The sequence below is a fragment of the Streptomyces sp. Ag109_O5-1 genome (genome assembly GCF_003814875.1).
Lineage (GTDB): Bacteria > Actinomycetota > Actinomycetes > Streptomycetales > Streptomycetaceae > Streptomyces > Streptomyces sasae.
This window is the reverse complement of the sequence record NZ_RKQF01000001.1, coordinates 2,481,292-2,499,715: the sequence shown is the minus strand read 5'-3', so window position 1 is coordinate 2,499,715 and position 18,424 is coordinate 2,481,292. Positions and strand designations below refer to the sequence as shown.

The window sequence follows — 18,424 nt, the reverse complement described above, 5'->3', positions numbered from 1 at the left end:
GTGCGAGCGGGGTCTGAACCGATGACAACAGACCCCACCCCAGGAAGCAGGCACCCCTCATGGGCAAGCTCGTCTCCACCATGTTCGTCACCCTCGACGGCGTCTACCAGGCGCCCGGTGGCCCCGAGGAGGACCCCGGCGGCGGCTTCACGCACGGCGGCTGGAGTTTCACCTACGGCGACGAGGACTTCGGCCGGTTCGTCGCCGAGGTCTTCGGGCGGGCCGGCGCCTTTCTGCTCGGCCGCCGTACCTATGACATCTTCGCGTCCTACTGGCCGAAGATCACCGACCCCGCCAACCCGATCGCGGCCAAGCTCAACGCGCTGCCCAAGTACGTCCCGTCCGCGACCCTGACCGACCGGGGGTGGTCCGCCACCACGGTCCTCTCCGACGACCTCGCCAAGGAGGTCACAGCCCTCACGGAGCGCACCGACGGCGAGCTCCAGGTGCACGGCAGCGGCGCCCTGGTCCGCTCCCTGCTGGACCTCGGCCTCGTGGACACCCTCCACCTGCTGACCTTCCCGGTCGTCCTGGGCACCGGCCGCCGCTTCTTCCAGGAGGGCGCCGTACCGACGAAGTTCCGGCACACCGGCGGGCGGATCACAGCGGCGGGCGTCTCCATCCAGTCGTACGACATCGCGGGGCGCCCCGACTACGGCTCGTACATCGCGGAGCAGAACGCCTGACGGCGGCGCCGTGACCTCCGTGAAGTGTGGGGCCCGCCCGGTGAAGTCGGCGGGCCCCAGGTTAACTTCCTGAAAACGAAGGGGACTTGACGGGAAATTCTTCAGACTTGTCATTGACATGCCACTGTCTACGCGCGTCATCATGGGGCCATGAGATTCCCCCCACGAATCACCCGTATCGGCGCCGCCGGCGCCCTCCTGTCCGCCCTCCTCGTCGGCGGCACCGTCACCGCCACCACGGCGGACGCGGCTGCCAGCTCGGTCGGCAGCATCTGCTACAGCGACCTGCCGTCGCAGGCGTACGACACGCTCGACCTGATCGCGTCGGACGGTCCGTTCCCGTACTCGCAGGACGGCACCGTCTTCCGTAACTCGGAGGGCGTCCTGCCCAGCGAGCCCAGCGGCTACTACCACGAGTAAAGACCCGTAGCCTCCGCCGCACCCCATCTTCCCTGCTCAGAGCATTGATCCGCTCTGTCGGCACTCACGGGGTCGAATCGGGGTCGAATCGAGTGCACCGGTCGTTCCACGGACCGGCACCCCCTCGCGCTGCGATGGGTAGCCTCGAACTGACAGTGAGTCTTGCACAACAAGGTCGGGTCGGGTCAAGTCCCCGCACCGCGGCCGACCAGACCGCAGCGGACGCGAGTCACGCCGCGGCGAACAGGGAGCCGAAGGTCCTGACCTTGACGCCCTGGACAGCCAGGGGGGGATGGGCGTACGTGTCCCACGTCTCCGAGAACTCCGCATGACGCGACAGCGCCTGAACCGTCTTAGGGTCGAAGTCGCCGGACGAGCCCAGACGCGTCGTGTAGAAGTGCTTCAGGTCGTGGAACCGAGTTTCGCCGGGAAGACCCGCCAACTCCACGGCAGCCTTCCAGTAGTGCCGGAAAGCCTCCCGCTTGAGGGGGCGGCCGAGACGGTTGGTCACGATCAGACCCTCATCTGCCGGCGGAACATAACCCCTGGCTCTCCGCTGGCGCGCGGTCTCCGCGCAGACCGGCGCCACCTGGGGGAAGGTCTCCACGTGCTCCTTCAAACGCACGATCAAGAAGTGATCAACCGGTAGCGTGGCATAGCTGGTCCTGGTCTTGAGCTTTGCAGACCTGCCGTCCTGCCGCTGCTCCCTCACGTAGAGCAGATCCTGATCCCAGTCCACGGCGTCCTTGGTGAGCCCGAACGCCTCCCCCTTGCGAAGCCCGGCGCAGGCGCCAATCCACACCAGGATCTCCAGTCTCGGCGCCACCTGACTCATCGCTGCGGCAAGATCTGCCACCTGTTCCGGTGACAACGCGACACTGACCCGCGGATCGACATCTGGGAGTTCGATCCGTGCACAGATGTTGGCGGGCAAGGGGGCATCTGCGTCGACCATGTAGTTCATGAGGATGCGCCAGGTCTTGTACACCTGGATCACGCTGGATGCCTCGTTGAGGCCCGGCCGATCCAGCAAGAAATCGATGAAGGCCATGGTGTCCCGCCGGGTCAGCGTCTGAGCAGGTCTGGTTCCCGCGAACGGCTTGATGTGGGAATGGAGATGGCTCTCGTAGTTCTTGGTCGTGTTGTAGTTCTTCTTTTTCCTTTTCCGGCGCGCGATCAACTCGTCCGCATAGAATGCTACGGTCTTCTTCCCGGGCTCGGGATCCACCCACGAGTTACTGCGCAGAGCTACGCGTATCTCGTCCAGGTGATCCCGGGCCTTCTCCCACGTTTCGAACGTCGGCCGGCGCGGCTTGCCGTCCGGATCCGTGTAGCGAGCCTGCCACTGCAGACCCCGTCCATGGTCGGCGGACGGGTACAGCGGGTTCTTCTTCGTGCCGCATCTGCACGACACGTCACCCGGTTTCGGATACTTCTTGTGCCAGCGGTCAAACGGTGCGTCGGACTCGGCCATATATCCCTCCCTTGAGAGATCCAACGTTTCCTCAGCCTGAACATCCTACGGATCCAATGGCTTGGGCGAGCGTGCGAGTTCTCCCTTCTTGATGCGCTCGAACAGGTCAGTGACCTGCTTTTCGCTGTAGCGCACCCGACTGCCATTACGGTTCCCTTCCCGATTTTCTCCTGGACCTGGGCGATAATACGGGCCAAGAGGGTAAGCGCTCAGCAGACCGCGATTTGTCCACCGGCGTCTAGTTGAAGGCGAAATGCCGAGTCGGTGTTCCACTTCGCGAGGCATCATATATCGATCTGGGGAATCGGATGTAGAGGTCTCGGGTGCGTCATTTGTTTTACTCATCGCAGCACCGGAGTGATATTCCGGGTGAGTTCGGAGCAGGGGGCCGCTTGAACGTGAGCCTGCTTTCGGACAAGGTCGCGCCTCCCGTAGTCACATGCCGCACCTCCAGGCGGCTGCGGCCAGGCGAATGGCTTCCGCTCTGAGTGCGCCAGACCCAGCCATCTACAGGTGTTTACGAACGCGGTTGACGGTAGCTCAAGACGGCTGGTTGTAACAAGTGTGATTCGCGATGATTGTCATGATAAAAACTAGAATCTCATCTACGCTTGTTTATAAAATTGTGTGCGACTGCGCGCCGGGAGGTGCCGGCGCCCAGGGCTCGGAGCCAAGATCTTGGCGCCGAAGTCCAGGGGATCCGTTTCCTGCGCGTAAGTAGGTGCAATCCAGAGAGCGCGCCACTCTGTGGGGTGGTCCGTCGCCATGGCCTCATCTGTGCAGGTCGGCGTGCGTGACACGTCGAGGCCTTCGTTATTCGGTACGGCGGTGCCGCGTCACGTGCTAGCTAAGGGCTGTCCCGTAATCTCTGTGACCTGCTGCTCGACAACAGGTACGGTCTGCGGGTGATACCGACCGAACCGCACGAGTGTCCGCTGCATGGCGCGGGGGCGAACCCCGACCGCCTGACTGGACGCCGCGTGCAGCAGGTGGTGGCCGCCTGGCACCGGCACGACTCCGAGGATGCTGCCGGCCCGCTGGAGATCTGGCTCGTCGACGAACTTGGTGGCTACTTCCACATCACGACCGGCTCCGACTGGTGCCTGATCACGGATGAGGAGGCACCCCACGCGGGATACGACCTTGGTGAGAGCAGCCGGGTCGAGGTGGTGTCGAGTGAACGCGGGACACCGTTTGCCGACTACCTGGGAGAGGTCATCCTCGCGGTGGACCAGAGGTTTGACGCCCGCACCGGACGGGTCGGCCTGAAGGTCTGCTTCGCCACCGGCACTGTTGAATGCGGCAGTTGGGGCGGGGACCTGCAAGTGACCGGCTGACCGCCGATGGGATGATCTTGGATGTGGCTGGTGTGATCACGGCGGCCGAGCCGTCCTGGATAGCCCCCTTCACCGGGCTGAGCCCGCGTGCGTTCGGCAAGTTGGTGATCCAACTGCGTCGCGAGGGTGCCGACGCGTGCCGGCGGGGCCGACCGTGGAGGCTGCCGCTGGAGGACCGGGTGCTGCTGGTGGCCGCGTACTGGCGGACGAATCTGACCATGCGGCAGTTGGCCCCGTTGTTCGGCGTGTCGAAGTCGGCCGCCGACCGGATGATCGATGACCTCGGGCCGAGGCTGGCCCTGCAGCCGCGCCGGCGGTTCGCCAAAGACGCCGTGCTGATCGTGGACGGCACCCTGGTGCCCACCCGCGATCACAAGGTCGCCGAGCAGTCGAAGAACTACCGCTACTCCACCAACCACCAGGTAGTCATCGACGCCGACACTCGCCTGGTCGTGGTCGTCGGCCGACCACTGCCGGGCAATCGCAATGACTGCCGGGCCTGGGCGGAATCCGGCGCGAAGACCGCGGTCGGCAACACCACGACGATTGCCGACGGCGGTTACCCGGGCACCGGACTGGTGATGCCGCACCGTCGCCGCAAGGGCGAGGAACTGCCTGAGTGGAAGCAGGCTCACAATAAGTCACACAAGCAGGTCCGCGCCCGCGTCGAGCACTGCTTCGCCCGCATGAAGACCTACAAGATCCTCCGCGACTGCCGCCTCCGCGGTGACGGTGTCCACCACGCCATGCTCGGCATCGCCCGCCTGCACAACCTCACCCTCGCCGGATAGGCGAGCCCGACCGTTCCGAGGTCGAGCACGTCCCGACCAGCCGGAAGATCATTTACGGGACAGCCCTTAGACGCCATACGGTCGACGGCGAGGGGAGCGCACGTGGGTCGTTGGTATCCTTCGGGATCCGAGCGTGCGCATGGTGGGGCGAACTGCACTCCTCGCGCCATCGGATGCGGGGGAGTGAGGCTTGATCTACCTACGGATGACGGCCGTACCCTTCAAACCTGATGCAGCGCCCGGAACGCGAACACACTCCCGGCCGGGATCAACTCCCGGCAGGTCTCCCACACATCCGGCCCGACCGTCTCCCCGGCCCACTCACCGAGACCGGCTTATGCACCGCCGTCGCCCTCACGCCCGGCGCCGGGCCCGAGCACCATGAGGCCGCTGTGGGCCAGGACCTGCTCGCCGACGAGGACACCCCGGTGGACGCCTTCGGTGACACCGCCTATTCCACCGGGGACGCCCGCCAGGCCCTCCACGAAGCCGGGCACCGGCTGTTCCTCAAGCCCGCACCACTGCGGCCCGCCGTCCCCGGCGGCTACACCCTCGACGACTTCACCATCGACACCACCACCGCCACTGTGACCTGCCCGGCCGGACACACCGTGGCTCTGTCCGTCCCCGGCGGGCAGCACCACCAGCGCAAAGCCTCCTTCGGGGACTTATGCACCGGATGCCCCCTGCGTGAACGGTGCACCAAAGCCGAGGCCGGACGCATCCTGACCATCCGCCCCCACTACGACCGGCTCGCAGCCGCCCGCCACCAGGCCGCCACCGATCCCGGCTGGCAGGCCGACTACCGCCGCTGGCGACCCCCCGTCGAACGCGCCGTCGCCTGGCTCGTCCACCACGGCAACCGGCGCCGGCAAACTGTTGGGGATATTTGAATCTGGCTCTGTCCGCAGTTCCGTGAATCCCCAGGTCACCGAGGTGAGCGAGGGATCGTTTCGGCAGAGTATGTCCCGGCATGGTAAGCAAGACGTTCGAGGCTGTGCTGTTTCCCGGGATCGATGTGCGAGTGGAGAGCGTCAGCGTCTCCTCCGACGTCCTCGTGGTGGAGGCCGTGTCAATCGCCAGCCCGGGCCGGTGCCCGGCCTGCCGGAAACAGGCGGGGCGCATACACAGCACGTATCAACGAGCCCTGAATGAAAGGCCGTTGGGACCTCGCAGGGTCATAGTCCGGCTGCGGGTCCGCGGGTACTTCTGCGACCGGAAGAACTGTTCCCGTAAGACGTTGGGTGTAGCTCCTTTCAAGGGACAGGCTGAGCTGGGCATTTGCCTGACCGGCCGGGCTGAGCACCGCATAGATCGTTTCGAAACCGCCAGGTCACGCTCGGGGCCGGATCAAGATCGACTGCCTGGAAGTCACGGATCGCGGCGATGCCCTCCTGGAGACCCGGTTCGATCACCCGGTCGCGCGCCAAGCCGCAGTTCATGCAGGTAGGGCCGTCCCTTGAAAGGAGCTACACCCTAAGACGTTTGTCGAGCAGGTGTCGGGCCTGTCAGAGCGGCACCGCCGTTCCAGCACCGGACTGACGGGGTGGCTGCGGTCGATCGCGGTGGAACTGGGCGGCCGTCCGGCCGCGCGGTTGTGTCGCCGCCTGCGGCTGGTCGCGGGGCGGACCCGGCTGCTCAGGCTGCTGACGGCGCCGGCGGTGCCGGACCGTGCGCCGCGGGTGCTGGGGGTGGACGAGTTCGCCTTCCGCAAGGGCTGCACCTATGGCACCGTGCTGGTCGATGTCGAGGCCGGCCGGGTCGTGGACGTGCTGCCCGACCGCACCTCGGAGACGTTCGCGGCCTGGCTCACCGAGCATCCCGGTGCCGAGATCATCTGCCGGGATCGGGCCACCGCCTACACCAAGGCGGTCAGGGAAGCCGCCCCCGATGCCCTCGAAGTCGCAGACCGCTGGCATTTGCTTCAGAACCTGTCCGCCGCAGTGGAGAAGACCTGCCACCAGCACCGCGACTGCCTGCGCAAACGCGCCGAGGAGGAGACAGTGACCGAGGGGCCGGAACCGCCCCCGATGCTGTTACCGCCCGCGGAACTGCCCCGCACCCAGATCATCGAACGCACCCGCCATCGCTACGAGGACATCCACCGCCTGCTGGAGAAACGCTGGACGATCAGCGCCATCGGCCGCCGGCTGAACCTCGACCGCAAGACCGTGCGCCGCTTCCGCGACACCGACCTCGACGAGTTGCTGGCCTCCGCCCGCGAGCGCCGCCCCAACGGCGTCCTGGAGCCTTTCAAGGCGTACCTCAACGCCCGCTTCACTGAAGCACAAGGCCAGGTCAGCGGCACCGGGCTGTTCCTGGAGATCCAGGCCCGCGGTTACCGGGGCAGCCGCCAGGTCGTCCGCAAGCACCTCGCCGCCCTTCGTGCTGGCACCGCCGAACCGGTCCGGGCCGACATCCCGAGCCCTCGCAAGATCACCTCGTGGATCATGCGGCCCCGGGAGACGCTCACCGACAGCCAGGACGAGCGGCTCCTGCAAGTCCGGCTCGCCTGCCCGGACATCACCCGGGCCTGCGATCTCGCTCGGGCGTTGGCCGACCTGGTTCGCCACCAACGCGGATACCTGCTGCTGGAGTGGATCCGGCAGGCCGAGCAGGACGCTCCGAAGCCCATGAAGGGCTTCGCCGGCTTCCTCCGCCAGGACCTCGATGCAGTGACCGCCGGTCTGACCCTGCCCTGGAGCTCCGGGGTCGTCGAAGGACATGTAAACCGGGTGAAAACACTCAAGCGAGCTATGTACGGCCGAGCCTCGTTCGAACTCCTCCGGGTCCGGATCCTTATTCAGCCGTGACTGTCGGAAGTACGACCAACCATCAAACCGAGTTCTCACGGATCAGTTCGATCCAGACCGAAGGCAGGCCTTCCCCTTCAGCCGCAGGATCGATACGTCCTACCGCATCCACCACAAGCTCCACGAGTGAGTAGAGACGGTCGTGGTGGCGCAGGTATTCCGCCTCTCCGACTGTGAACTCAGGCTCCTCTATCTGCTGAAGGATCTGCAGGGCTGCATGCCACCGCCAGGCCGTCTCGACGTACTGCGCGACCGAAGAGCTGAAGAAGGACACCGCAGGCTTGTGAAGCCCCTGGTGGTACGGCCGAAGAACCTCCGGCAGATCGTCGACTGTGATTGGCGCGGGGAGAAGACAGAGCACCCGCCCCTCTCCGGGAACCACGGCGACCACGAAGCTGCTCGCATCGGGCCCCCAATAGCCCATTTCGTAGAGCCGTACTCCGTCCTTGACCAGGCGGCGCTCGTACTCGCCGGCACGGTTGGGCATGAGGGGCCACGAGGTTTCCGGACAGGCACCCAATAGGGTTGTCCTGAACAAGGAAACGAGGACTAAGTGGCGCCACCCAGTAAGTACTCGCCGGAGTTCCGCGAGGAAGCCGTCCAGATCACGTTGAGGTCAAGCAAGACGATCTCCGAAGTCGCCCGGGAGCTTGAGCTGAACTCGGAGACGCTACGCGGCTGGGTGAAGAAATACCAGAAGCAGCAGGAACCAGCCCCCGATGCGGAACTGACGGTGAACGAGCGGGCACGCCTGAAGGAACTCGAACGACGCAACCGCGAGCTGGAGATGGAAGTTACCTTCCTGAAAAAAGCCGCAGCGTACTTCGCGAAGGATCCTCGGTAGCAAGCAAGTACGAGTTCATCGACGAGATGCGGCTCGACACCGAGAAGTACGCATACAGCGTCGAGTTCATGTGCGGCCGACTCGGCGTCTCCAGATCCGGCTACTACGACTGGCGATCCCGCCCGGAATCCGCGACAGCCCAGCGGCGCGAAGAACTGAAATTGCTCATCGAGAAATCCTTCGACATGTCCGACAGCACCTACGGGCACCGGCGCATTCAGGCCCAGCTGCATCGCTGGGGCGTCGCCGCAGGCGTGGAGTTGGTCCGCCGCCTCATGCGCGAACTGGGCCTGGTGCCCTGCCTGCCACGGCCGAAGAGGTTCAACCTCACTCAGGCTGCGGCCGGCCAGGTGCCGGACCTCGTCGGCCGCGACTTCACTGCAGATGCGCCCGGCGAGAAGCTCGTCGGTGACATCACCTATGTCGCGACCGGCGAAGGCTGGCTGTACCTGGCAACGGTCATCGACTGCTGCACGAAGGAAGTCATCGGTTACGCGATGGACGACCACTACCAAACCTCACTGATATCCAGAGCAATCCGTAACGCGGCACGGAACAGGAACCTCTCAGCCGACGCGATATTTCACTCGGATCGCGGAAGTAACTACATGTCAGCCGAGTTCGGGAGGACGCTGAACCGCTTCGGGCTCCGCAGATCTGCCGGCCGAACCGGGATCTGTTTCGACAATGCCATGGCCGAATCATTCTTCGGCGCCCTGAAGAACGAGCGCGTATCACGCGTAACTTACCTGACACGCGAGGCCGCCCGGCAGGACATCACTCGTTACATCGAATTCTGGTACAATCGCAAACGCCTCCACTCGGCGGTGGGTTACCGCCCTCCGCGCGAAGTTCATGCCGCGTACGAGAAGTTGCGAATCGCTGCGTGAAATAAACGGTCAGAAGCCTGTCCGGAAAACGCGAGGCCCCTCAGAAGGAGTGTGGGGACGGCGCTGGGCTGAGGGCAGGGCGTGAACAGTGGCAGCCGCGGCAAGCCCCACTCCCGCAGAGCAGTCCGGTCGTCATCGGGGAGATCCCAGCATTCGGCGGGCTCAACGGTGACTTGAGATGCGGCGGTAACCAGACACGACACGGGCTGTGACAACACCCGCCTAATACTCCAGCTGTAGATCGTGATCACGTAAGCGGAGGTCAGTCGCCGGTAGCCTGCGCACGTGGCTGAGATCTGGGACGAACGGCAGCTGGTCGCTGACGGATTCGAGCATATATACGCCGAGTTGGACTGGTACGACGGCCCCCGCGCTGGGCTTGTCGACATCGATGGAGTACCCCACTACTTCCAGTGCCACGATGTCGACTTCTCCGTTGCTCCGGACGAGTACTTTGTATGGCCGGTGGACGGGGCCCTGGTCGCGCTGGAGCGCGAACAGTGGACGATCTTCATCGGGTGGAACCAGTGCTACGACGCAGGAACTGCCGGGATCGATCGTCATCCTGGTCATGGAGGTATCAACGCCCGGTATGACGAGCTGACGGCAATGCTCACCCCGCACCGCCAAGCGCCTGCAGAGGCGAAGTTGCTGGTTGCCGAGTGGCGGTTCGACGGCGGGGACCGCTACCGGGTAGATGGGGTCGACTACTGGGTCCGATGGCGCGCACGAGGACGAGGCGGCGCTTGATCATTTCCCGTTGTGTGGACAATCAATGATCAAGCGCCAGCCTCGGACGCCAGCGCAGACCCCGCGCGTTGGCAGGAGTCCTTCGAGGACCTGATGGGTCGGATCGCCGGCCGGTTCAAGCGGGTCGAGCCCCGACGTCGGGCCCGACGATTGGTACTCGGGCTCCTGTCGGACCTGCCGCGCAAGAACTGCTGGACCATCGCCGAATGGGCTGGGGAGGCCACCCCGGACGGCATGCAGCACCTCCTCGGGCGGGCCAAGTGGGACGCCGACGCCGTCCGTGACGACGTGCGCGACTACGTGGTGGAGCATCTGCACGACGACCAGGCAATCCTCGTGGTCGACGAGACCGGAGACGTGAAAAAGGGCACCGACACGGTCGGCGTCCAGCGTCAGTACACCGGCACTGCAGGGGCCCGTATTTCAATAACTGTCAGGGACGGGTTTCCGCGGGGGCTGTTCGGGCGTGTAGCTGTTCCATTGTGCGGGCGGGCGATCCGGGTATCGGCGTGACGAGGATCCGGTGCAGGTCTAGGAGCCGTTGTGCGTCCTGGTACTGGATGGACAGGTTGGTGCGGTTGACGCCCAGTAGTTGGGCCAGGAACGTCATGGTCACTACTCTGCGGCGGCGCAGGATGGCTGCCAGGAGTCGGTGGGTGTGGTCCACGCTGCTGGTCTGTGGGTGGCGGTAGCTGCGCGGGCGGTGGAAGCGACGCTGGAATGCTGCCTCGGCCAAGGCGTCCCAGAAAGGCTCCGAGACCGCCACCAAATACTCGAAGGCGGTTCGTGACATGCCGGTCAGGGCCGGATCGGTGAGCATCGCGGTCAGGGCCGGGTCGGTCCGGTGTGTCGTTGCCGGCGCGCTTGGCGCTCGCGGTGGAACGGGAGACAGTGTGTAGTTCCAGTCACCGTGGAAGGCGTGGGGTGTGATCGGAAGGGCGTGGAACTCGGCGGGTGTGATGCTGATGCCGAGGTCGTAGCAGCCTGTGTCCAGTTCGGCCCCGATGGTCAGGCCGGTCCTGGTGGTTGTGGCGGCGATGGTCTCGAGGACGACCTGGTAGCTGGTCAGCGGCCGCCCTCGCCAGTTCGCGGTGATGTGACAGAACATCCGGTGCTCTATCTTGTTCCACTTCGAAGTCCCCGGCGGTAGGTGACAGACCGTGATCTCCAGGCCGCTCTCTCGTGCGAAGGTGGCAAGGTTGCTTTTCCAGGTCCAGCGGCGGGGATCGTTGGAGCCGCCGGAGTCGGCGGTGATCAGGAGCCTGCCGGCATTCGGGTGGTCCGCCCGTCCGCGGTGCTGCCACCAGCGTCGGATGGACTCCACCGCGAACTGGGCGGTGTCGTGGTCGGTGCCGACGTTGACCCATCCGCTGTTGTTGGCGATGTCGTAGATCCCGTAGGGGATCGCCATGGGCTGGTCGTTGGTGGTGAACGTGTGGCAGTCCACCTTGATCGCGTTCTTGCCCGGCCGCCAGGCGCGACCGGGCCGGTCCCGGTTGCCGAGCCATTCCTTGGCCTTGGTGTCGACGCTGATCACCGGCTGGGCATCGTCGAGGAACGCGGCGGCGGTGGCATTGAGGTGGGTGAACTGGGCATCGCGGTCCGGATGGCTGATGCCCTCTGTTGTCTTCGCGGTTCCCTGCAGGCTGTAGCCCAGGGTGTGCAGCAGGTGTCCGACGGTTGAAGCGCTGATCGGGTGGCCCTGTGTGGTGAGGGTTGAGGCCAGGGCCCGTAACGACAGCGTGGTCCACCGCAACGGGGAGACGGGGTCGCCTCGGGTGTGCGGCTCGATCAGCGACTCCAGTGCGGGCAGCAGACCAGGGTCGGTATCTGTCAGCCGCTTGCGGCCCGCACCTGGAGCCCGGACCCGCAGGGTCGGTGAGGAGCAACCGGCCAACTCGGCCATGCCTCGCGTGATGGTTGCAGTGCTGGTGCCGGAGGCGGCGGCGACCCGGACGATCCCGCCGCGGCCGAGGGCCGTAGCCTCACTGGCCAGGTACAACCGACGGCGGCGCTCATCGAAGTGCGGCAGGATCTGATCGAACTTGGCCCGCAGAGCACGAGCGGCAACGCGGTCTGACAGACACGGAGTCACATCTCAGACTCCCACCAACACCCCTCTGCCGAGCACTTATTGAAATACGGGCCCCAGGCAGAATCGAGAACGCCCAAGTTGCCGTTTACCTGGTCTACGCAGGTCAGCGTGGGCATGCTGCGGTGGACCGGGAACTGTACGTCCCGCGCTCCTGGACCTCCGCCCCCGACCGCTGCCGCGCCGCCGGGCTCGGCGAGGACGCTGCCTTCGCCACCAAGCCGGAACTGGCCGCTCACATGGTCGCCCGGTTCCTGGATGCCGGCCGCCGGGCCGCCTGGGTCGCGGGCGACGAGGTGTACGGCGGCAACCCGAAGCTGCGAGGCGCCCTGGAGGAACGCGGCATTGGCTACGTCCTCGCGGTGGCCTGCTCACACGAAGCCGTCACGCAGGCCGGGAAGTTCCGCGCGGACACCCTGGCCAAGAAGGTGCCCAAACGGGCCTGGCAGAAGCTCTCCGCCGGGGCCGGCGCCAAGGGCCACCGCTTCTACGACTGGGCGGTCATCGACCTCGCCGACACCCGCAGCTGCCAGTTGCTGATTCGCCGTAACCGCAGCACCGGCGAACACGCCTACTACCGTTGCTACTCGCCGACATCGGTGCCGCTGACCACGCTGGTGCGCGTCGCTGGATCAAGATGGCGAGTGGAGGAGTTCTTCCAGGCCGGCAAGGGTCTGGCCGCCCTGGCCGAACACCAGGTCCGCCGCTATAGATCGTGGTCCCGCTGGGTCACCCTGGCCATGCTCGCGCAGGCCTTCCTCGCCGTCGTCCGTGCCGACGAACACACCCGCCACCCCGCCCCCGACGACCTCATACCGCTCACCTGCAACGAGATCCAGCGCCTGTTCATTACGCTCGTCATCCGACCTGTCCAAGGCCTCGCCCACCGGCTCGGCTGGTCCGACTGGCGACGCCGCCACCAGGCCCGATCCCAGGCCAGCCACTACCGGCGACAAACCGCCCGAGCGTGAAGATCACGATCTACGGCTGGAGTACTAAGGGCATCCTGGATTGACGTCAACCTATCTGCACCATTGCTCTCCACATGGGTCAGCATTCCGGCATTGACGCTCACCTTCAAGATCGTTCACGGAACTGCGGCCAGAGCCTTGAATCTCCCCGGGGGTGATCTTCCTGGTCCCAGACCTGCTCGCCTTCGTTCCCCACCTGCGCCCAGGCGAACTGCGCTGAACCGCCGCAGCGGAGGGGCCGCCCGCGCGCAGGACGGGGACGAGCCCAGACGCCATTCAGAGGCAACGCCGTCCCTTCAAGGCCGCGCCTCGTCGGGGGACGGCAAACCGACGGGGAAGCGGATGGGGCTGAGCAGGTAGGGTGTGCGGCCCGGCGCCGGCCGGTTGGCCAGCCGAGGCCCTAGCACCGCGCGCAACTCAGCCGTCATCTCGGCGAGTTCGTCCGGGCTGAGCCAGAGCGTGCCCTGGCGATAGGAGACCGCGTCGGCCACCGGGTCGGCGCCGTCGCGGTCGAGGTAGGCGTTGAATTCCGCGATCAGCACGGCCATGGCGGCGGCGAAGCCCCAGCGGTGGTCCTCCAGCGTCATCACCGCGGCGGCGTCGGCATCGACGACCGGGCGGTCCTGGCACAACCGGTAGTGCCGCTCGACCGTGCCGCGCACCCGCTGCTCGTCGGCCACGTCCAGGAAACCCGCCTCGGCCAGCACAGCGACGTGCCGGTACATGGTCACCTTCGGCACCTCGGGCATGCGCTCCTCGCGACCGTACGCACCCCGGTCCCGCACCTCACCCCGACGCCAGCGCCTCCGTCGGCGTCAGGCGGGCGGCCCGCACCGACGGGTAGACGCCCGCGACCATGCCCACCAGCACCGCTCCCCCGAATCCGCCCACCGCGGCGGCCGGCGGGACGACCACCGGCCAGCCCTGCCACACCGCATAGCCGGCCGTGGCCAGGATCCCCATCACCGTTCCGGCCAGTCCGCCGAGCGCGGACAGGACGACCGACTCGGTGAGGAACTGCCCCCGGATCTGGCCCCGGCTGGCCCCCAGCGCCCGCCGCAGCCCGATCTCGCGACGGCGTTCCAGCACGGACACCACCATCGTGTTGGCGACTCCGATCCCGCCGACCAGCAGGGCCACCCCGGCGAGGCCGAGGAAGAGCACTGAGAGCGTGGTCTGGGTGGCCCGCTTGGCGGCCAGCGCGTCGGATGGGCGGCTGACCTGCACCAGACCGGGCAGCTGGGGGTAGACGGTGGCGGGCAGCACGTCCCGTACGGCCTCGATGGAGTCCTCGCGGGCCTTGACGTAGATGACGGTCGGGTGCCCGTCGAACTTCAGCTGCGCGCGTGCCGCCTGCCAGCCGACCAGCACCGCACGGTCGAGGTCGGGGGAGAGGGGGGTCTTGGCGAGGATGCCGATGACGGTGAACCAGCGGCCGTTGACATAGATCTGCGGTGCGGGGCCGCCCGGAGTCACCCTCGTGAAACCGAGCCGGCTCGCGGCCACCGAGCCGAGGACGGCGGTGGGGAGACGGTCGGTCGAGGCGCTGAGGAAACGGCCGGACTGCACCGTGCCGTTGACCGCCTTGAGCAGGTTGTTCCTGGCCGCGAGGACGGGCAGCCCCGAGTAGTCGGCGGAGTCCACTCGGTCCGAACGGTGCACGGACGCATGGGTGTTGGCGACCGCGCTCGCCACGGTCACGGGACCGATGCGTGCCACCATGTCGGTGGCCGTCTCGGGGATGAGCACCGGCGGCTTCTGGTCCGGGACCGGCTGGACCTGCAGCATGTTGGTGCCGAGCGCGGTGAGTTGCGCCATCAGCGCCCGCTGACTGGAGGCCGGGATCCCGGTCACGACGACCAGGGTGGCGATGCCGATGGAGATGCCCAGCGCGGACAGGGCGGCGCGCAGCTTTCTCGTACGGATGCCCAGCAGCCCGAGACCGAGCAGGTCGAGCGGGGCCAGCCGGACCGGTTTGGGCGGGTGCGGCGGCTCGGCCCGCGGGGGCGTTCTCATGTCCGCACCGCCTTCGCCGCCGCGTCGGACGTGTCGGACGCGTCGGACGCGGCCGACGTGTCGGACAGGACGCGCCCGTCGCGCATCTCCACCCTGCGCGGCAGCCGGGCCGCGATGTCCCGGTCGTGTGTGATGAGCGCGATCGTGGTCCCCTCGCCGTTCAGTTCGGTGAGCAGATCCAGCACCGCTGCGCCGTTGGCGGTGTCGAGCGCGCCGGTGGGTTCGTCGGCCAGTACCAGTGACGGATTGTTCACCAGGGCGCGGGCGATGGCGACGCGCTGCCGTTCGCCGCCGGAGAGCTGGTGCGGCAGATGGCCCGTACGATGCGCCAGGCCGACCCTGGCGAGGGCCGCGCGGGCCAGTGTGCGGCGTCGGTGGCGCGGAACTCCGGCGTAGAGCAGGCCGGTTGCGACGTTCTCCCAGGCACGGAGCCCGTCGGTGAGGTGGAAGTGCTGGAACACGAAGCCGAGCCGTCGTGCCCGCAGGGCCGACAGATTCCGGTCGGTCAGCAGGGTGACGTCCTGTCCGTCGATCTCGACGGTGCCGCCGGTCGGCCGGTCCAGGGTGCCCATGATGTTGAGCAGCGTGGACTTGCCGGAGCCGGACGGGCCGGTGATGGCGAGCAGTTCGCCCTGCTCCACGGTCAGCGACACGGAGTCCAGCGCCTTCACCCCGCCCGCGTACTCCATCGTCGCGCCGCGCACGGCGAGCACGGGTGTCACGAGGTCGTCACCACCTTCAGGCCCGCGCCGAGGCCGGTGCCGCTGATCTCGACCATGCCTTTGGCGAACAGCCCGGTCTTCACCGCGATCAGCCGCCCGTCCGGAAGCTGCACGGCGTATCCGCCTTCGCGCAGTGCGAGCAACGCGCCCACCGGTACGGCGAGGACGCCCTTGCGCGCGCTCCCCGCGAACGTCACCCGCACGGGGGCGGAGTCCAGCCGGCGCACGGCCGCCGTCTCGGCGAGTGAGATGGTCACGGTCAGCTGCGCGGGATCCGTGCCGGCCCCGCTGCCGTTGTCCGTCCCGCCCTGGACGATCCGGCCGACAGCCGTCACGGTGCCGCGCACCGTCGAGGTGTCCGGGAGGGCGACGGACACCGTGTCCCCGGACCGGATCGACCCGACCTCGGTCGGATCGACCTGCACGGTGACCTTCCTGCTGGTGGAGGTGACCGAAAGCAGCGGCTCGGCGGCCGGGTCGCCCGGCTGCGCCTGTACGGCGGAGATCCGCACCTTGCCGGGGAGGACCACCACGTCGCCGGGGCCCACCACGCCGGTCGGGGCCATTCCGACGTGCGTCTGCCAGCGTTTGATCGCGCTGATGAGCGGGGCGGTGAGTATCCCGTCGCCGATCTTGACCCGGACCGGCGCCGCCGTCGTCGAACCGGTCGCCGACGGGCCGGAGGACGGGGCCGTGCTCCCGCTCGGGTGCGGCGTCGGGGTCGGTGTGGCACCGGAGGCCGGAGGGGTCACCCAGCTGCCCGGCGCCGGCTGGGCGCCGATGTCGTAGCCGAGCTTCACCAGGTTGTCGGCGACGACCTTCACATCGGTGCCGACCGTGCCCTGGGTGTCCAGCGTGCGGAACAGCGGGGTGGCGCCGTAGAACAACGCGACGGGCTGGTCGTCCACCCGGTAGAGCTGCTGCCCCCGGGTCACCGTGGCGCCCGTGGCGGGCAGCCAGGTGACCGTGCCGTCCCCGGTGCCCTTGAGGGTGCGGGCAGGGCCGTAGCCCAACGTGCCGTCCAGCGTCTGCGCGTCGGACAGGTCGGTCCGCACCACGGCCGTCGTCGCGACCCGGGCGGAGTCCGTGGCGGTGCGGGTGGACGGTGAGCCGTGGCTCTGCCAGCCGATCACCGCGCCACCCGTCGCGGCGGCCGCTGCCACGACGACCGCGGCCACGGCGGCCGTCCGGCGGCGTGCGCGGCGGCGCGGAGTGACAGCGGCGCCGTCGGTGTCACTTTCCGCCACCGAAGGCCTCCAGCTTGCAGTCGAACTCGATCTGGTTGGCCTTCGCGCTGTTCGGGTCGACCCGGCCGGGGTGGGAGGCGAAGGTCCAGCCGTCGCCGTCGGGAAGCGCCTCGACCGCGAACCCCTTGTCGTTCATGCACTTGATCCAGGTCCGGTAGTCGTCCATGTAGTGCGGGTTCTTCTGCGGGTCCATCTCCGGTGGCTGAATGGGCTGCTTCGACTCACACGCCTTGTACTCCTTGGGGTACTTGCTACGGGGGGCCTGCGTGAGGACGAGCTTCCGCTTCCCGTCCTGCTTGGTGTAGCTCGGCAGGCCCTGGTGCACCAGGCAGAGCTGCCAGCTCTCCATCACGTCCGTCTTCTCGTCGTCGGTCATGTCCAACCGCAGTTGGACACCGTTCTCCGAGCTGGGCGACGACGTGTTCTTCCCGCCGTCCGCCGACGGGCTCTGGAGCGAGGCGACCTGACCTGTGCCCTCGTCCTTGACGCCGCAGGCGGTGAGCAGGGAGAGGGAGAGCGCGGCCGTCGCGGCGGCCGCGTACCGGATGGTGGTGTTCGGCATGTCCGGTACCGTCGCCAAAAGGTATGAAGATCCTGTCAGACCGTCATCAGAATCCCGTTCGAACGGCTCGGACAAGTCATAAGGTCCACAAGCATGTGCGCACATGTCCTGGTGGCCGAGGACGACACCAAACAGGCCGAGGTGATCCGCCGCTACCTGGAGCGCGAGGGCCACACCGCCGTCGTCGTGCACGACGGGCGCGCGGCCATCGACCAGGCCCGCCGACTCCGGCCCGACCTCCTGGTGCTCGACCTGATGATGCCCGTCGTGGACGGGCTGGACGTGTGCCGCGTGCTGCGCCGGGAGTCCGAGGAACTGGTGGTGCTGATGCTGACCGCCCGCTCCTCCGAGGAGGACCTGCTGCTCGGTCTTGACCTCGGCGCCGACGACTACCTGACCAAGCCGTACAGCCCCCGCGAGCTGATGGCCCGGGTCCGAACGCTGCTGCGCCGCACCCGGCGCACGGGCGGCGCGGACGACCTCGTCCTGCGGGTGGGTGACCTCACCGTGGAACCGGCGCGCCATCAGGTGCGGGTCGGCGGGCGGGAAGTGGAGTGCACCCCGGGGGAGTTCGGGATCCTGGCGGCCATGGCGGAGCAGCCGGACCGGGTCTTCACCCGCCGTCAGTTGCTGGCCCATACCCACGGGTCCAGCCCGTACATCACCGAACGGACCGTGGATGTCCATGTGCTGAACCTGCGCAAGAAGATCGAGCCCGACCCACGACGGCCCGTCCGCCTGATGACCGTGTTCGGCATCGGCTACAAGCTGACCGGCGGCTGAGCGGTGCGCGTCGGCCCCTTCGCCCA

Annotated in this window: 15 protein-coding genes and 5 pseudogenes; 12 read left to right on the top strand and 8 right to left on the bottom strand. The window is 67.1% G+C overall.

Annotation, left to right across the window (positions count from 1 at the left end):
* Positions 1-59: 59 nt before the first annotated feature.
* Positions 60-686: a dihydrofolate reductase family protein gene (locus tag EDD90_RS11140; RefSeq protein ID WP_123972858.1), complete on the top strand. Its 627-nt coding sequence runs from the start codon at positions 60-62 to the stop codon at positions 684-686.
* Between the two features lie 150 nt (positions 687-836).
* Positions 837-1,103 (top strand): annotated as a pseudogene (locus EDD90_RS11135) (ribonuclease domain-containing protein); the annotation flags it as partial.
* 232 nt (positions 1,104-1,335) lie between these two features.
* Here the strand turns inward: EDD90_RS11135 and EDD90_RS11130 are convergent.
* Positions 1,336-2,580 (bottom strand): site-specific integrase, encoded by a 1,245-nt coding sequence (locus EDD90_RS11130; protein WP_123972856.1) that lies wholly within the window; start codon positions 2,578-2,580, stop codon positions 1,336-1,338.
* 905 nt (positions 2,581-3,485) lie between these two features.
* Between EDD90_RS11130 and EDD90_RS11125 the strand changes: the two genes are divergently transcribed.
* The 5 genes and pseudogenes from EDD90_RS11125 to EDD90_RS11110 form a co-directional block, all read left to right on the top strand.
* Complete coding sequence (locus EDD90_RS11125) at positions 3,486-3,917, top strand: hypothetical protein (RefSeq protein ID WP_123972612.1); 432 nt, start codon at positions 3,486-3,488, stop codon at positions 3,915-3,917.
* 23 nt (positions 3,918-3,940) lie between these two features.
* Entirely contained in the window at positions 3,941-4,708 is a 768-nt protein-coding gene (locus tag EDD90_RS11120; protein ID WP_123972613.1) for a transposase, read from the top strand.
* Positions 4,709-4,938: 230 nt separating this feature from the next.
* Positions 4,939-5,601 carry a transposase gene (locus tag EDD90_RS11115; protein ID WP_260327800.1) on the top strand — a complete coding sequence of 221 codons (663 nt, stop codon included), beginning with the start codon at positions 4,939-4,941 and terminating at the stop codon, positions 5,599-5,601.
* An 80-nt stretch (positions 5,602-5,681) separates the two neighbouring features.
* On the top strand, positions 5,682-6,158 hold the full coding sequence (locus EDD90_RS58985; protein WP_398924325.1) for a transposase family protein: 477 nt from the start codon (positions 5,682-5,684) through the stop codon (positions 6,156-6,158).
* Between the two features lie 40 nt (positions 6,159-6,198).
* Positions 6,199-7,521: pseudogene (locus EDD90_RS11110) on the top strand (ISL3 family transposase); the annotation flags it as partial.
* A 22-nt stretch (positions 7,522-7,543) separates the two neighbouring features.
* On the opposite strand, the gene EDD90_RS11105 reads toward EDD90_RS11110, so the two are convergent.
* Complete coding sequence (locus EDD90_RS11105; protein WP_123972854.1) at positions 7,544-8,008, bottom strand: hypothetical protein; 465 nt, start codon at positions 8,006-8,008, stop codon at positions 7,544-7,546.
* A 66-nt stretch (positions 8,009-8,074) separates the two neighbouring features.
* Here EDD90_RS11105 and EDD90_RS11095 point away from each other — a divergent pair.
* The 3 genes and pseudogenes from EDD90_RS11095 to EDD90_RS11085 form a co-directional block, all read left to right on the top strand.
* Positions 8,075-9,255, top strand: a protein-coding gene (locus tag EDD90_RS11095) for an IS3 family transposase (protein WP_123972634.1) whose coding sequence is annotated in 2 segments (ribosomal slippage) — positions 8,075-8,339 and positions 8,339-9,255 — 1,182 coding nt in all. Because the reading frame shifts where the segments join, the coding sequence is not laid out codon by codon here.
* Positions 9,256-9,540: 285 nt separating this feature from the next.
* Entirely contained in the window at positions 9,541-10,005 is a 465-nt protein-coding gene (locus EDD90_RS11090) for a hypothetical protein (RefSeq protein WP_123972853.1), read from the top strand.
* Between the two features lie 93 nt (positions 10,006-10,098).
* Positions 10,099-10,419 (top strand): annotated as a pseudogene (locus EDD90_RS11085) (transposase); the annotation flags it as partial.
* Here EDD90_RS11085 and EDD90_RS11080 read toward each other — a convergent pair.
* A pseudogene (locus tag EDD90_RS11080) lies at positions 10,398-12,100 on the bottom strand (ISAzo13 family transposase). The pseudogenes EDD90_RS11085 and EDD90_RS11080 sit on opposite strands and share 22 nt — an antisense overlap.
* Positions 12,101-12,156: 56 nt before the next feature.
* Here EDD90_RS11080 and EDD90_RS11075 point away from each other — a divergent pair.
* Positions 12,157-13,068 (top strand): annotated as a pseudogene (locus tag EDD90_RS11075) (IS701 family transposase); the annotation flags it as partial.
* Between the two features lie 296 nt (positions 13,069-13,364).
* Here EDD90_RS11075 and EDD90_RS11070 read toward each other — a convergent pair.
* Genes EDD90_RS11070 through EDD90_RS11050 form a run of 5 tightly spaced genes read right to left on the bottom strand, consistent with a single transcriptional unit; the run spans position 13,365 to position 17,615 of the window.
* Entirely contained in the window at positions 13,365-13,817 is a 453-nt protein-coding gene (locus tag EDD90_RS11070; protein WP_123972852.1) for an ArsR family transcriptional regulator, read from the bottom strand.
* 37 nt (positions 13,818-13,854) lie between these two features.
* Complete coding sequence (locus EDD90_RS11065) at positions 13,855-15,084, bottom strand: ABC transporter permease (RefSeq protein ID WP_123972851.1); 1,230 nt, start codon at positions 15,082-15,084, stop codon at positions 13,855-13,857.
* A complete protein-coding gene (locus EDD90_RS11060; RefSeq protein ID WP_123972850.1) occupies positions 15,081-15,806 on the bottom strand; it encodes an ABC transporter ATP-binding protein in 726 nt (241 codons plus the stop codon). Before EDD90_RS11060 ends, EDD90_RS11065 begins: the two co-directional genes overlap by 4 nt.
* Entirely contained in the window at positions 15,803-17,053 is a 1,251-nt protein-coding gene (locus tag EDD90_RS11055; protein ID WP_123972849.1) for a hypothetical protein, read from the bottom strand. Before EDD90_RS11055 ends, EDD90_RS11060 begins: the two co-directional genes overlap by 4 nt.
* Complete coding sequence (locus EDD90_RS11050) at positions 17,040-17,615, bottom strand: hypothetical protein (protein ID WP_123972848.1); 576 nt, start codon at positions 17,613-17,615, stop codon at positions 17,040-17,042. The genes EDD90_RS11055 and EDD90_RS11050 overlap by 14 nt, the downstream gene beginning before the upstream one ends.
* A 93-nt stretch (positions 17,616-17,708) precedes the next feature.
* On the opposite strand from EDD90_RS11050, the gene EDD90_RS11045 reads away from it, so the two are divergent.
* Entirely contained in the window at positions 17,709-18,398 is a 690-nt protein-coding gene (locus EDD90_RS11045; protein WP_123972847.1) for a response regulator transcription factor, read from the top strand.
* Positions 18,399-18,424: the final 26 nt, after the last annotated feature.